At 38.9% G+C, this 15,961-nt stretch carries 12 protein-coding genes and 1 pseudogene; 2 read left to right on the forward strand and 11 right to left on the reverse strand.

Going from position 1 to position 15,961, the window contains the following annotated elements; genetic code table 11:
- Positions 1–44 precede the first annotated feature (44 nt).
- The 3 genes from bsdcttw_RS21545 to bsdcttw_RS25120 form a co-directional block, all read right to left on the reverse strand.
- Entirely contained in the window at positions 45–1,028 is a 984-nt protein-coding gene (locus tag bsdcttw_RS21545; protein WP_185256843.1) for an NAD(P)-dependent oxidoreductase, read from the reverse strand.
- Positions 1,029–1,166: 138 nt separating this feature from the next.
- Positions 1,167–1,625, reverse strand: coding sequence for a VOC family protein (locus tag bsdcttw_RS21550; RefSeq protein ID WP_185256844.1), 459 nt, complete (start codon positions 1,623–1,625; stop codon positions 1,167–1,169).
- A 363-nt stretch (positions 1,626–1,988) separates the two neighbouring features.
- Positions 1,989–2,084: a putative holin-like toxin gene (locus bsdcttw_RS25120; protein WP_225903725.1), complete on the reverse strand. Its 96-nt coding sequence runs from the start codon at positions 2,082–2,084 to the stop codon at positions 1,989–1,991.
- A gap of 431 nt (positions 2,085–2,515) precedes the next feature.
- Here bsdcttw_RS25120 and bsdcttw_RS25425 point away from each other — a divergent pair.
- Positions 2,516–2,608, forward strand: a pseudogene (locus tag bsdcttw_RS25425) (helix-turn-helix transcriptional regulator); the annotation flags it as partial.
- Positions 2,609–2,680: 72 nt separating this feature from the next.
- Positions 2,681–3,064, forward strand: coding sequence for a hypothetical protein (locus bsdcttw_RS21555; RefSeq protein ID WP_330602454.1), 384 nt, complete (start codon positions 2,681–2,683; stop codon positions 3,062–3,064).
- A 111-nt stretch (positions 3,065–3,175) separates the two neighbouring features.
- On the opposite strand, the gene guaA is transcribed toward bsdcttw_RS21555, so the two are convergent.
- The 8 genes from guaA to ftsE all read right to left on the reverse strand — a co-directional run bounded on the left by guaA (position 3,176) and on the right by ftsE (position 15,848).
- The gene (gene guaA, locus bsdcttw_RS21560) at positions 3,176–4,711 is read right to left on the reverse strand and encodes a glutamine-hydrolyzing GMP synthase (RefSeq protein ID WP_334297349.1); all 1,536 of its coding nucleotides are present in this window, start codon (positions 4,709–4,711) and stop codon (positions 3,176–3,178) included.
- A gap of 229 nt (positions 4,712–4,940) precedes the next feature.
- Positions 4,941–5,528 (reverse strand): 5'-deoxynucleotidase, encoded by a 588-nt coding sequence (gene yfbR, locus bsdcttw_RS21565; RefSeq protein ID WP_185256846.1) that lies wholly within the window; start codon positions 5,526–5,528, stop codon positions 4,941–4,943.
- Positions 5,529–5,896: 368 nt separating this feature from the next.
- Positions 5,897–8,749 carry an excinuclease ABC subunit UvrA gene (uvrA, locus tag bsdcttw_RS21570; RefSeq protein ID WP_185256847.1) on the reverse strand — a complete coding sequence of 951 codons (2,853 nt, stop codon included), beginning with the start codon at positions 8,747–8,749 and terminating at the stop codon, positions 5,897–5,899.
- Between the two features lie 608 nt (positions 8,750–9,357).
- Positions 9,358–11,349 (reverse strand): excinuclease ABC subunit UvrB, encoded by a 1,992-nt coding sequence (uvrB, locus tag bsdcttw_RS21575; RefSeq protein WP_185256848.1) that lies wholly within the window; start codon positions 11,347–11,349, stop codon positions 9,358–9,360.
- 278 nt (positions 11,350–11,627) lie between these two features.
- Positions 11,628–12,878 carry a S41 family peptidase gene (locus bsdcttw_RS21580; protein ID WP_185256849.1) on the reverse strand — a complete coding sequence of 417 codons (1,251 nt, stop codon included), beginning with the start codon at positions 12,876–12,878 and terminating at the stop codon, positions 11,628–11,630.
- 19 nt (positions 12,879–12,897) lie between these two features.
- Complete coding sequence (locus tag bsdcttw_RS21585) at positions 12,898–14,169, reverse strand: murein hydrolase activator EnvC family protein (RefSeq protein ID WP_185256850.1); 1,272 nt, start codon at positions 14,167–14,169, stop codon at positions 12,898–12,900.
- Positions 14,170–14,212: 43 nt separating this feature from the next.
- Entirely contained in the window at positions 14,213–15,127 is a 915-nt protein-coding gene (gene ftsX / locus bsdcttw_RS21590; protein WP_185256851.1) for a permease-like cell division protein FtsX, read from the reverse strand.
- Positions 15,117–15,848, reverse strand: a complete 732-nt coding sequence (gene ftsE, locus bsdcttw_RS21595) for a cell division ATP-binding protein FtsE (protein ID WP_185256852.1) — start codon at positions 15,846–15,848, stop codon at positions 15,117–15,119. Before ftsE ends, ftsX begins: the two co-directional genes overlap by 11 nt.
- Positions 15,849–15,961: the final 113 nt, after the last annotated feature.

The raw sequence follows: 15,961 nt of genomic DNA on the forward strand, positions 1-15,961 counted from the left end.
TGATTCGTTTTTAGGGTTCTCTAAGTTAATTACTAGATTTAACTTTAATGAATTTCACAAGGGGTTGCTTCACCTCTGACACCGCTCTGAATAGAAGTGATGCCGCATCTTATCATAGATTCTGTTGCTTCCTTCGTAAAAAAAGCATAATGTTGGGTATACAAGACATTGGGAAACTGTTTTAGATATAAAAGGGATCTCTTATCCACTATTTTAGTGCCAACATGGACATGCATGATACCGGCTTCTTCCTCCAGTGTATCAATGCCGGCGCCTCCCACATGTTCTTCTTCCAATGCTTTTATTAGGCTTTCCGTATCGATAAGCTGCCCCCTGGCGGTGTTAATCAGAATAACTCCTTTCTTCATTTTTCTAATAGTCTCATCATTAATCATGTGATAATTATCATCGTTAAGTGGGGTATGAAGTGTAATAATATCACTCTCTGCATATAAGGTATCTAAATCTACATATTCAGCAAGCTCTTCCACCGCTGAGTTTTTATATTTATCACAGGCTAAAATCCGGCATCCGAAGCCGCTTAAATTCTTTATAACCGTGGAACCAATCTTTCCGGTTCCTACAACACCGACAGTGAAACTTCGCATCTCCCGTCCCATCATACCTTCCAGCGAAAAATCATTTACAAGGGCACGGCAAATAGAGATCTTAGCCTTGCGCAGCATAATAAGCATCATCATAACTGCAAAGTCCGCCACATTATTCGGACTGTAATAAGCATTATAGGCATGAATACCAAGCTCTCTGGCAGCTGCCATATCAAAATGATCATATCCGATTGTTCTGGTGGAAAGATGAAGGATTCCGTATTCTTTCATCTTGGTCAATAACTCTCTATCTGCATGGCTATAACCTAGTACCGATATACCATCAAATCCTACAGCAGCTTCCAGGGTATCAAGAGTCAGGTGCTTGTCAGTCAGAATAATTTCATCTTCTGCTTCCTGCCTTATGGCTTCCAGAATGTCTCTTTCAAAATCGGCAACATCATACACGTATATCTTCATTCTTTACCTCACTCTGTCATTTCACTTTTTTACTATTATACAACAAGTACTTCACATCATGCATTAATATCTGTTCATTTACTAACAAACAGTTGCTTAGGCTGCTTCCTTCCGGAAGAACAAGCAACAATTTTTAGTTTATACTAACATTTCTATCTGTGATAAGGGCAGCAGTGTTTTCTTGGCCACCTGTTCAACAGACATCCCTGCTTTTAATAATCGTCTAGCCACATAATCCATCGACTCCCCAACCTCAATGATATGTTTATCCGGGTCATAGATACGAATTATTCGCTGTCCTCTGTCACGTTCACTGCACTTACTAAGGTAGTCAATTGTTTGTCCACACTTCTCCAACTTCTCAAGAAATTTATCCACATGATTCTCTTCAAAATAAAGTTCTGCATTATTACCGCCTGCAACAACAGGTTTATTAATGGAAGTTTCCCATAATTTCCTCTCCTGCAATACAAGCCCTTCTGTCAATATTACGTTTTCACCAAAGTCAGCAACAATAAGAAGCCCAAATAAATCCTTATAGAAATTCTTTGACTTCTCTATATCATTCACCACCAGTAATACATTTTTAAGTTTCATAGGTACTATCCTCTCCGGTATTCATATCATTAATTTTGTTTTGTTCATAGGATTTATATTTTATCGTATTTCCATATAATATTCGAGAAATTATACTGTATTTATACATTTAACCAACAATATAATCTATAGATAGTATTGGAATGATACAGTCTCTGTTATCATTCAATAAAGAAAGCATTGTAGTATGAGCAATAAACGTATCAGCAATTAAGAGGTACCTAAGAAAGAACTTGAAAGTTCTTATTTTCTGTGTTACATTATATGTAAAGAAAGCACCCACTCCAAAGGTGGATGCTCCCGAATAAGACCTATGTCCTTACGGACACTGCCTATCCTGTGGCTCAGACAGGATAGGCATTTTTATTTACGCTTATTGTTCCTATCAGTATAGGTAAGCAAAGCAATCAGAAACGATCCGAAAAGAATCAACAATGTTAATACTTCGTATGTATCCATATGCTCCACCTCCCTTCCCATATCTTCCGCAAATCAGAATCGTAAGCTCGGGAGGCTGCCACCCTGTCATGGGTACTTTCTATAGAAAATTCTAACATATATATTACCAAATTACAACAATATCCAATTATGACCTGTAGAATACTTGTAGGGTATAAGAATTGTATTACAACTATAAAAATAGCGAAACGAGAGGTTGAGGAACAGGATTTCAATACTGGTTATGTACTATATTTACTCAATTGGCTTAAACACTGGCTTATTTATGATGTAAAATACATTTTACATAGCTTTTTCTATGAATGTAAAAGCTCTTTGATAGCATCTTTCTCCGAAATACAATATTATGAACACAGATCAAGAGGAAATATTTACGAAAGGGGACTTACTTCTTGGAATTAAGCACTCAAATAAAGAAATATCGCAATAATATGAATTTATCACAGGAAGAGCTGGCTGAAAAAGTATATGTCACCAGGCAGACCATATCCAACTGGGAAAATAATAAAAATTACCCGGATATCCATAGTCTACTTCTCCTAAGCACATTATTTAACATATCTCTTGATCAATTAATCAAAGGAGATATCGCTATTATGAAAGAAGAAATCAAAAAATCAGAAATTGAAAAGCTCAACCATTATGGAAACATTTTCACATTACTATTACTGATAACAATGGTCTCAGTGGTGCCACTGGCAGTATTCCTACATTTCTATGGTATGATTATTTTTGGTGTCTTATTTGCATTTACAATGTATTTTGCTTTCAAGGTTGAAAGATGCAAAAAGGACAATGATGTGCAAACTTTTAAAGAGATTGTAGCTTTTGCAGAAGGTAAGCGACTTGATGAAATTGAAAAATATCAAGAAGCCGGAAAACGCCCTTACCAGAAAGTTTTACTTGTGATTGGAAGTGCGGTGATTACTTTAATTGTATGTTGTTTACTGTTATGGGTACTAAAACCGTTTATTGTATGATTAGAGTAAGCAAATTAATTTATTTTGCTACTCTTTGAGTTAAATTGGGATCGAATGGTATAAAGAAGCCTCCAAAACCAATATAAATTGGGTTTGGAGGCTTTTGGTTTGTTATTCAAACTCTATCGTAGCCGGTGGTTTCCCCGTACAATCATAGAGTACTCTATTTACATGTTTTACTTCATTTACAATCCTGGAAGATACTTTACCAATCACTTCCCAAGGTAATTCTGCCGCTTCTGCAGTCATAAAGTCTGTAGTGGTAACAGCTCTTAAAGCTACTGCATAATCATAGGTTCTTTCATCTCCCATAACACCAACAGAACGCATATTGGTAAGAGCTGCAAAGTATTGGCCGATACTTCTGTCAAGACCGGCATTGGCAATCTCTTCACGGTAGATGGCATCGGCTTCCTGAATGATTTTAACTTTTTCTTCTGTGATATCTCCGATAATACGGATAGCAAGTCCGGGTCCGGGGAAAGGTTGTCTGAATACAAGCTTTTCGGGAATTCCAAGTTCAAGTCCGGCTCTGCGTACTTCATCTTTAAATAAATCTCTTAAAGGCTCAATAATTTCCTTAAAATCTACATAGTCAGGAAGGCCCCCTACATTGTGGTGGCTTTTGATAACGGCTGATTTGCCAAGTCCGCTTTCAATAACATCGGGATAGATGGTTCCCTGTACCAGGAAATCTACCGTTCCGATTTTCTTAGCCTCTTCCTCAAATACACGAATGAACTCTTCTCCGATAATTTTTCTCTTTGCTTCCGGTTCGGATACTCCGGCTAATTTATCATAAAATCTCTGCTGAGCATTTACTCTTACGAAGTTCACATCAAATTGCTCTGTAAAGATTTTCTCAACTTCGTCACCTTCGTTTTTACGAAGTAAGCCATGGTCTACAAAGATACAGGTTAATTGCTTCCCTACTGCTTTGCTGATCATTACGGCAGCTACGGAGGAATCTACACCGCCGGACAGGGCACAGAGCACTTTCTTATCACCGATTTTTTCTTTCAGTTTCTTAATGGACTGTTCTGTGAAGGAATCCATCTTCCAATCCCCTGAACAGCCACATACTTCATAGAGGAAGTTGTGAAGCATTTTGGTACCTTCCTGGGTGTGAACTACCTCAGGATGGAACTGTACTCCATAGAGCTTTTTCTCTGCCAGCTCCAGACCTGCCGCAGGACAGGAAGCGGAAGTTGCGGTTATTTCAAAGCCTTCCGGAAGTTTTTCTACATAATCGGTATGGCTCATCCAGCAGACTGAGGTTTCGGTAACTCCTTTAAATAGCAGGGACTTTGCATTGACAGTTACTTCTGTCTTTCCGTATTCTCTTACCGTTGCACTGGTTACTTTTCCGCCAAGCAAATGTGTCATTAACTGGCAGCCATAACAGATACCAAGTACCGGTATCCCAAGTTCAAAGATTTCCTTCTCGCAGTGAGGAGCTTCCTCTGCATATACACTGGCAGGACCTCCTGTAAAGATGATACCTTTGGGTGCTATTTCCTTAATTTTTTCAATACTTGTATTGTAAGGCAGTACTTCGCAGTAAACATTACATTCTCTTACTCTTCTTGCAATGAGCTGATTATACTGTCCGCCAAAATCAAGGACTATTACCATTTCCTTATCCACTGGTTCTTCCTCCTATTGTTGTTTCTCAATTTATCTACTCAACAGTGACATAATAACAGGCTCTGCTTTTTTACTTTTTGCCAGCCCAAAATATTTTATAATTATAACAGACTTTCGTATAACTGACAATCCCATAATCTCATTACAAATGTCCCCAAATATGCTAAAAGACGGAATTATCATATTCCGCCATGCATTTGTCTAAGAGTTATTAATTTATCTGTAGCCCTCAAGACTGTGTAAGCTCATCCAGATTTCTATAATAGGAAGGCAGAAAATCAACCATGAAAATCTTTGCTTCTTCTAAATCAAGCTCCTCTAAGGATACTATAATACTCTCTTTTGCATTTACAAATTCAGTATTGCCTGCTTTTTCTTCCTGAATACATTTGATAAGTGCAGAAAGCTTATCAGCAGCTTTCACCAGCTTCCAGAGATATGTATCTTCTTCTTTTTGAAAATATAGTGATTCATATTCCTCGAAAAAGTCTCCGGGAAGCATATGAAGAAGTCTATTTGCTGCTTCTTTCTCTATTTCTTTGAACGCACCTTGTATATTTCCATTATGATATTTAATAGGTGTTGGCATATCACCAGTGATTATTTCAGTAGAATCATGAAAGAGTGCAATTAAAGCGGCCCTCTCCCCATTCAAGTTTTTCTCTAGCCGTTTGTTTCCGATTACTGCAAGGGCATGGGAGAGAATACTTACTTCAAGAGTATGTTCTGAAACATTCTCAGGCCTGGAATTACGCATCAGAGCCCAGCGCTCAATGTATTTCATTCTGGATAACATGGCATAAAAGTTACCTTCCATAGTAATCCTCCTTTTCTTAATGTATATATAATGAAGATGATCCCTGTTCATGAATTGTATCTGTTAATATTAGAACCTACTCTCCACTCTCTACCTACTATATCTATTCTGAAATCTTACGGATAAGATTGCTTACTGTTAATGAATTATTGCTTACTGTTAATGAATTAAAGCTACAATAAAAAGAATAAATACAAATACAATTATCAAAAACCCAAAACAGATACCTTCATTTATATTGTAAAACCAATATTGCAGTACCGCATGTGTAATCCGGTACTGCAATATTATTAAATAAATCCTGTAAAACAAACAATTAACATCCAAATTAAATCTTAAGCATACCTATATAAGAATATAGAAGCTCTTTACACTGCTGCTTCCTTATGGTCCTCAAGCATTTTCTTAATATAGTATCCGGTATAAGAAGCAGGGTTCTCTGCAACCTCTTCCGGTGTTCCCTTAGCGATAACCGTACCGCCCTTGTCGCCGCCTTCAGGCCCCATATCAATAATATAGTCCGCTGTCTTTATAACATCCAGATTATGCTCAATGACTACAACGGAATTGCCGCCCTCAGAAAGTCTTCTTAATATCTCTATCAATTTATGAACATCGGCAAAATGAAGTCCGGTGGTCGGTTCATCTAGGATGTAGATGGTCTTACCGGTGCTTCGTTTACTAAGCTCCGCTGCCAGCTTAATTCTTTGTGCTTCTCCGCCGGATAAGGTGGTGGAAGGTTGTCCAAGGCGAATATAGGATAGTCCTACATCATACAAAGTTTCAATCTTTCTGCGGATAGAAGGCATATTCTCAAAGAACTTCATAGCCTCTTCTACTGTCATATCAAGGACATCATAAATGTTCTTACCCTTATAACGTACTTCAAGAGTTTCACGGTTATAACGTTTACCGCCGCAGACTTCACAAGGTACATAAACATCCGGCAGGAAGTTCATCTCTATCTTAATGATACCATCACCTGAGCAGGCTTCACAGCGTCCGCCCTTTACGTTGAAGCTGAATCTTCCCTTGCTGTATCCCTTCATCTTTGCATCTGCCGTTGCGGAGAATAAATCTCTTATCTGGTCAAACACACCTGTATAAGTAGCCGGATTGGATCTTGGTGTCCTGCCGATCGGTGACTGGTCTATATTAATTACTTTATCCAATCTGTCTATTCCTATCATCTCCTGGTGTTTACCTGGGATACAGCGTGCCCTGTTCAAGTCTCTGGATAAGCGTTTATGAAGGATTTCCGTTACCAGGGAACTCTTACCGGAACCGGATACTCCGGTTACACAAGTCATTACTCCCAGGGGAATATCTACCGTAACATTCTTAAGGTTATTCTCACTGGCTCCCTTTATGGTCAGATAACCTGTGGGTTGTCTTCTTTCATCGGGTACGGGTATCTTAATTCTGCCGCTAAGATAAGCTCCTGTGATGGATTCCTCTACTTTCATAATCTCTTCAGCAGTACCTTCGGCAATCACTTCTCCACCATGCTCTCCTGCACCAGGTCCGATATCGATAATATAATCGGCAGCAAACATCGTATCTTCGTCATGCTCTACTACAATCAGGGTATTTCCCAATTCCTTCAGGTTCTTTAATGTCTTTAATAACTTATCGTTGTCCCTCTGGTGAAGACCGATGCTGGGCTCATCCAGGATATAGGCAACTCCTACAAGTCCCGAACCAATCTGAGTGGCAAGACGGATTCTTTGGGCCTCGCCGCCAGACAAGCTTCCCGTAGCTCTAGATAAGGACAGATAATCAAGTCCTACATCCATTAGGAATCCTACTCTTGCTCTTATTTCTTTCAGGACAAGTTCACCGATCTTTAACTGTGTCGGGCTTAATTCCAGGTTATTCATAAAGGAACTTAAATCTCTGATTGAATAATCAGTTACTTCTGAGATATTCTTATTCCCTATGGTTACTGCAAGAGAGCCTCTCTTTAACCTTCTGCCACCACATTCTTTACAAGGTGTGGTCTTCATAAAGGTTTCATATTCCTGTCTTGTGCTCTCAGAACCGGTCTCTCTGTAACGTCTTTCTACATTACGAATCAGACCTTCAAAGGCTACATCGTATACACCTTCGCCTCTTTGTCCCTTATACTTTACCTTTACTACTTTTCCGCCGGTTCCATGCATAATCATGTGTTTGATGTTCTCCGGCAAGTCATCATAAGGTGTCTCCAGGCTGAATTTGTATTCCTTTGCAAGGGCTTCCAGCGTACACCTTGTATAACTTGACTTATCCGTTGCAGACTGCCAGCCAAGTACTGCAATGGCGCCTTCTGCAAGGCTTAAGGAGCCGTCGGGTATAATAAGCTCTTCTGCGAATTCCATTTTGTTTCCAAGTCCATGGCATTCCGGGCAGGCACCAAAGGGGTTATTGAAGGAAAAACTTCTGGGTTCAATCTCTTCGATACTGATATTGCAATCAGGGCAGGCAAAATTCTGGCTGAAGCTTAGTGTTTCTTCTCCGCCTACATCTACAATTAAAAGCCCTTCTGACAATTTTAATACACTTTCGATGGAGTCTGATAATCTCTTTTCTATTCCGGATTTTACAATCAGACGGTCTATAATAATCTCAATATTATGTTTAATATTCTTATCCAGCTTAATATCTTCTGTCAGCTCATAAAGGTTACCGTCTACCATTACACGGATATAGCCGCTCTTTTTCGCTTGTTCCAGAAGCTTTACATGCTCTCCTTTTCTTCCCCTGACAACAGGTGCTAAAAGCTGAATCCTGCTGCCTTCCTTTAAGCGCATGATTTCATCAACCATCTGATCTACAGTCTGCTTCTTAATCTCCTTGCCACACTTCGGACAGTGCGGTATACCCACTCTGGCATAAAGCAGACGGAAATAATCATAAATCTCCGTAACTGTTCCCACCGTAGAACGTGGATTCCGGTTGGTTGATTTCTGATCAATGGAGATAGCAGGGGAAAGACCCTCAATGCTCTCTACATTGGGTTTCTCCATCTGCCCCAGGAACTGTCTCGCATATGAGGAGAGGGACTCCATGTATCTTCTCTGTCCCTCTGCGTATATGGTATCAAAAGCCAGAGAGGACTTACCTGAACCACTAAGTCCTGTTAATACGACAAACTCATCTCTTGGAATATTGACACTGATGTTTTTTAAATTATGTTCCTTCGCTCCTCTGATTTTGATATAATGCTTTTTATCAGCCATTGTTGCCTCTCTTCCTTATCCTTGCCTTTTCTTTCGATCGACTTATCATCAATTTTTAACTTCTTAATTTATTGGACTATCTTAATTATATTTTTCTTATTTAAACCAGGAATATATATAGTTTGTTCTCAGAGATTTAATTACACTCTCAGATACATAAGTTCAATTACGAACATATTATTTAACATCAAATTTGTAATTTCAACATCAAACATCTAATTAAACACTTAATAATATATTTTCAAATCTCATATATACAATTACAATATATTTTCAAATCTCATATATACAGTTATTATATATTTTCCATCCTCATATATGCAATTACTATATATTTTCAATCTCGTATATGCAATTACAATCTAAAAAATATAAACTAAGTCTAACCCGCCAGTTACCTATTCTTCATATGATATAAAAAGATACCAAGCCTGCAATTCTTAATTATACCAGTGAATGACCCATTTCATAATACTCCAAATTGTCCCAATTCTAAATAAGTTCATCTTGGTCCAAAAACTGGCAGAACAAATCACTTATGTCCCTCTATCAAAGAAGTCAATCCCATATATTCCTGAGCCTTATTCTAGTATTCTTCTAGTCTCTTTCTAGTCTTTCTCCATCTCATTAAGCTGTTTCTTTAATTCCAGTAATTGATCTCTTAACTGGGCTGCCAATTCAAAGTTCAGTTCAGCTGCAGCTGTCTGCATGTCTTTGCTGATCTTCTTAACAACCGCTTCTAATTCTTTACGTGTCATGGATTCCGGATCTTTATCCATCTTATAGAGATCTTTGCTGGCTTTCTTGGAGATGCTGATTAATTCTCTTACCTTTTTCTGAATGGTGGTAGGGGTAATTCCATGTTCTTCATTGTACTGCTGCTGGATAGCCCTTCTTCGGTTGGTCTCGGATATAGCCTTGTGCATGGACTCCGTCATATTATCGGCGTACATGATTACCCGTCCCTCTGAGTTACGGGCGGCACGGCCAATTGTCTGAATCAAAGAAGTTTCAGAACGCAGGAAGCCTTCTTTATCGGCATCCAAAATTGCCACCAGTGTAATCTCCGGTATATCAAGTCCTTCTCGTAACAGGTTGATACCGACAAGAACATCAAAGACATCAAGGCGCATGTCTCTGATGATTTCGGAGCGCTCCAACGTATCAATATCTGAATGAAGATATTTTACTCTGATACCTACTTCTCTCATGTAGTCAGTCAGATCCTCTGCCATTCTCTTCGTCAAAGTCGTTACCAATATCTTATTCTTCTTCGCTACTTCCTTCTTTATCTCACTTACCAGGTCATCAATCTGTCCGTTAACAGGTCTCACGAATACTTCCGGATCCAAAAGCCCGGTAGGTCTTATAATCTGTTCTGTACGTAAGAGCTCATGGGTCTGTTCATAGACAGAAGGAGTCGCTGACACAAAAAGCATCTGATTAATCTTACTCTCAAATTCCTGGAAGTTCAGAGGCCTGTTATCTTTGGCTGATGGTAAACGAAAACCATAATCCACCAGAGTACTTTTTCTTGCCTGGTCTCCTGCATACATCCCTCTAACCTGGGGTACTGTAATATGAGACTCGTCCACTATAATTAAGAAATCATCCGGGAAATAGTCTATCAGGGTATGAGGTGTACTGCCGGGAGCCTGTCCTGACAAATGTCTGGAGTAATTCTCAATTCCGGAGCAAAAACCGGTTTCTCGAAGCATTTCAATATCAAAATTTGTTCTCTCTGAGATTCTTTGGGCTTCTAACAGCTTATCCTCACTCTTAAAATAGCGAACTCTTTCTTCCAGTTCTTCCTGAATGGTCTTGATAGCCTCTTCTAATTTTTCCTGGGATACAACATAATGGGAGGCCGGAAAGATTGCGATGTGCTCCAATGTACACTTAATCTCGCCTGTAAGCACATCAATTTCTGAAATACGGTCTATCTCGTCTCCAAAAAACTCGACACGGATTGCCCTGTCATCGGAGGTAACGGGAAATATCTCTACTACATCTCCATTTACCCGGAAACTACCGCGCTTAAAATCCATATTATTTCTTGTATACTGCAGATCTACCAGCTTTCTTAATACATCGTCACGTTCTCTTGTCATACCCGGGCGCAAAGAAATAACCATCTCCTGATAATCAATGGGATCACCTAATCCATAAATACAGGAAACACTGGCTACAATAATAACATCTCTTCTTTCAGAGAGTGCCGCTGTTGCGGAGTGGCGCAGCTTATCAATCTCATCGTTAATGGCGGAATCCTTCTCAATATAAGTGTCCGAAGAAGGAACATATGCCTCCGGCTGGTAATAATCATAATAACTTACAAAGTACTCCACTGCATTTTGAGGAAAGAACTCTTTAAATTCTCCATAAAGCTGTGCCGCCAGAGTCTTATTATGGGCAATGATAAGAGTAGGGCGGTTTAAGGCCTGTATTACATTTGCCATGGTAAAGGTCTTACCGGACCCTGTAACTCCAAGCAAGGTCTCAAATTGATTTCCTTCCTGAAACCCTTTCACAAGCTGCTGTATGGCTTCCGGCTGGTCTCCTGTCGGTGCAAATTCCGACACTAGCTTAAAATCACTCATATTCCCATCCTTTCTGACTGGCCGCTTTTTCTATGTTAAATATATATTTTTTCCAAATATCGAATAATTTCAAGTCATTATATCATATCTAAAATTTGAATGCAATATTTTTTCGAATGTCTGTTCTGCTCTTTCATGTAAAAAAGAAGACAACAGACAACGGTTTTCTTGTTACAATTTACTGTAACTCTCACCGCAGCTAGTGTCTTCTTTTCCACAAAATTTTCAGTATCTATACCTCACCGCTTAACATCAAAGCAGTGTTTTAATTCATTCATTTATTTTGCTTCTTTTATCTGCTTATTCAGAATCTGTAATGCTTTTTGAAGCTGATTATCTTCCTTCTTATCAATTACTACTTTCTGACGAAGGGATTCTTTTAATTCAATAGTTACATCCGGTGTAATTCCTATCTTATGGATGTTTCTGCCCTTTGGCGTATAGTACTTGGAAACAGTTACTTTAATAGCCGTACCGTCATTTAAAGGCAGAATAGATTGAACAATCCCTTTTCCAAAGCTTGTAGTACCAACCAGAGTTCCTTTTTTATAGTCCTGAATTGCTCCTGCAAAGATTTCTGATGCACTGGCGCTGTTTCCATTAATAAGAACAGCAAGTGGCTTGTTGAATTCTTCTTTTCCATCGCTCTTATATTCATCACGCTTACCATACTTATCTTCGGTATAAACAATCATTCCCTTCGGAAGCATACGTCTTAACATATCTACTACCGTATCCAAAAGACCGCCGGGATTATTTCTGATATCTACTACAAGGCCTTTTTCTCCCTGCTTTTCAAGATCATCTATAGCAGCGCGGAACTGCTCGGCTGTAACCTCATCAAATTCAGAAACTGCTATATAGCCGATCTTATTATCTAACATCTGATATTCAATGGTCGGAACTTCCACCTTTTTTCTGGTTATGGTAAAATCAATGGGTTTGCTCTTACCTTCTCTTATGATGGAAACTGTTACCTTGGTTCCTTCTTCTCCTTTAATCTTACCTACTACCTCTGTGATGTCTTTACCGGTTACTTCTTCACCATTTACCTTATATAATACATCTCCGGGCAAAACACCTGCTTCGTAGGCAGGTCCGCCTACAAAAGGCTTCACGATGGATAAGACACCTGTTTTTACATCAGAAGTTACAGTGGCACCGATACCATAATATACGCCACTGGAGGATTCCATAAGTGCGGTATACTCATCCTTTGTATAATAGACGGAATAAGGGTCTTTTAAGCTTGAGAGAAGGCCTTTATAAATTCCTTCTGCCATGGTATTCTTATCCACTTTATCCATGTAATACTTATTTATCAAACCTTCCAGCGTATCAATCTTTTGCATCACCTGCTGATCTGTGACTTCCGTTTTTGCATTTGCAGTATTCTCGGTCTTAACAGAAGCATTTTCTCTGGTAAGATTCTCATTGATTTTGTTTGCAAAGACTGTAACAACAATCGCCATGACAACGAAGGTTGCTGCTAATCCGGCTAAAAATCCGTTCAGAAATTTATTTCTCATCGTCTCTAACCTCTTTTCTTTAATAACTTACATAATTCTGAGGATTCTGATACTCTCCGTTTACCACAACGCCAAAATGAAGATGTGATCCTGTCGAAACTCCCGTTGAGCCTACCAGACCAATCTCCTGACCCTGGCTCACTTCATCCCCTACTGATACCAAAAGCTTAGAGCAGTGCATATAAACAGTATACGTGCTGTTTCCATGATAGATCATAATATAATTTCCAGCAGAAACACTATACGTTGCAGTTACCACACTACCACCGGCGGCAGCTATAATCTTCGTACCGGTAGGTGCTCCGATATCAATTCCCTTGTGGTATGTACTTGCTCCTTCTGTCGGCTGATCACGGTAACCAAAGCCAGAGGTTATTCTGCTGCTACCTGGAACAGGCCAGATAAAGCCCTGTGCGGAAACACCTGAGGAGCCGCCGTTCTCTGAAGAATTATCTGTACCGGAATTCTGGGATTGATTTTGCTTATTCTTTTCCTCTTCTTCCTTCCTGCGTCTTTCTTCCTCTTCTTTCTTCCTTCGTTCCTCTTCCTCTATTCTTTTTCTCTCCGCCGCTAAAAGCTGTTCAATCTCAGCTTCCTGGTCCTCAATCTTCTGGGTGTATTCTGCAGACAGCGCCTGGCTCTTTGCTATACTGCCTTCATACTTGGCAACCTCAGCACCTTTGTCCTGTACCAGCTTTGTAATGGTGCCCTGCTCAAAAGTCTTCTCATCTTTCAGACTATTAAGTTCCTCAATCTGGGCCTTCTGTTTCTTTTCTTTCTTAGCCACCTCTTCTTTTGTTCTCTCATACTCATTCAGCAGACCGTTATCGTACTCCGTAATTTTTTCCTTGTATTCCATCTGGTTAAGCATATCAGAGAAACTATCCGACTGTAAGATGATATCTAATACTCCGGTATCTCCATTCTCATACATATACTTAATACGGCTTTTCATGATAGAATACTGGTCTTTCTCTTTTGCTTTTGCTTCTGCCAGATTTTTTTCTGTAACTTTTAAATTACTGTTTGCTTTCTTTATTTTTCCTTCCAGCTTATCTACTTCATCTGTCAGATTATTTAACTCCATATCCAACTTTTCGATATAGTTAAGTATATCATTTTTTTCTTTTTCTAATTCCTTTATTTTTATTTCTGTTTCTTCCTTTTTTTTCTGTAATGCTGTTTTATTATCTTTTGCCTTCTCAATCTCACCTGCATAACTTAAAATGCTCTGTGTAGCAAAAATAAAAACAAGAAAAAACACAATTAAAAGCGTACTTCTCTTTTTCATTCGCACCTCTTCCCTTACAACACCATACGTGCCCTCAAACCATTTACTTTCCTTCTTTTAAATGAAGCTGCCTTCTTACCGTCAAATAGCTGCCAAAAAAGCCGATTCCAACTCCTAATGCAAGGCAGAGAGGAACCAATGTCTTAAATATACCATTAACTTCAATAAAATGAAAGCTCCGGAAAATATTATTATATTTTCCTGCTATATAATCTATCAGCCTGTTATACATAAAGTATAAAAATCCCAGAGGAATAATCGAACCTAAAATACCGATTATAACTCCTTCGACAATAAACGGTGCCCGGATAAAAGAATCCTTAGCTCCGATTAATTTCATAATTGCAATTTCTTCTTTTCTTACTGCTATACCCATCGTTACAGTAGTATTAATTAAAAATATTGCCACCGCAAAGAGTATAATAATGATTGCTCCCGAAACATATCCTACCAATGCATTAAATGTTTTAAAGGTATTTGCAATGCTGTCAGAATGATTTACCTGTCTGACCCCATCAAGCCCTTCTATGTACGATACCAAGGATTTCTGCATAGAAACATCATTAAGCTTAACGGCGTAGGATGCCGAATCCTTTAAAGGATTATCATCTCCGAAGCTTTCTGCCAGTTCCTTGTTTAAATATTTCTTTTTATAATTTTCCCAGGTCTCCTCGGCTGAAATAAAGGTAACAGAGGCAACCTCTGCTCTCGCTTTAATTTCATCTCCGATTTTATCAATCTGCTCCTGGCTGATTCCTTCTTGAAAGAACACAGTTACACCAACAGATGTCTCGGCTGTCTTTACCATATACTGAAAATTCGCCACTACAAAATAAAAGATACCAAAAAGAAAAAGGCAGGCAGCGATTGTTCCTATAGAAGCAGCTGAAAACATTCTGTTTCTTCGAATATTTTTAAAGCCTTGCTTCATACTGTAGGCAATTGTACTAATACGCATGGGAATATCCACCTCTTTGCTCGTCACTGATTAATATACCCTTATTCATGGTAATCACCCTCTTCTGCATTTTGTCAACGATTTCCTTATTATGTGTTACCACAACAACAGTAGTGCCTCTCTTATTGATATCTTCTAACAGCTTCATGATCTCCCAGGAGTTCTTGGGGTCCAGATTACCGGTGGGCTCATCTGCCAGTAAAATTACCGGATTATTCACCAACGCTCTGGCTAGTGCCACCCTTTGCTGCTCTCCGCCGGATAATTCCGTAGGCAGAGAATTCTGTTTATCCATAAGACCCATTAGAGAAAGCATAAAAGGCACCTGTCTTCTTATAGTGCTCCCCGGTACTTCAATTACCCTCTGGGCAAAGGCTACATTTTCAAAAACATTACGGTCCTTTAATAAACGGAAGTTCTGAAATACCACACCGATTCCTCTTCTGTATTTTGCAACCTGCCGGTGTTTCATTCTGGTCAGATCTTTAAAATTCACATATATTTTTCCGGCTGTGGGCTCAATTTCCTTTAGGATTAACCGGATTAACGTTGATTTTCCTGAACCGCTGCTGCCAACAATAAATACAAATTCACCTTTTTTTATCTGAAAGCTGATGTTATTAATAGCAGGGATTCCTTTTTGGTAAGACTTTGACACCCGTTCAAACACAATAACTTGTGCATCTGCATCTTCCAATTCTTTGTTTCTATTATAAGCCATTTTACCTTTACCTTTCTATAAGTCGAATAAGCTATTCCTTTATTGGATATAAAAAGTCCGGAATATAGGGCATTAATCTAATATTAAAATAAAAAGAGGGAAAGGCTAAAGAA

Source organism: Anaerocolumna chitinilytica, from assembly GCF_014218355.1.
GTDB classification, from domain to species: Bacteria; Bacillota; Clostridia; order Lachnospirales; family Lachnospiraceae; genus Anaerocolumna; species Anaerocolumna chitinilytica.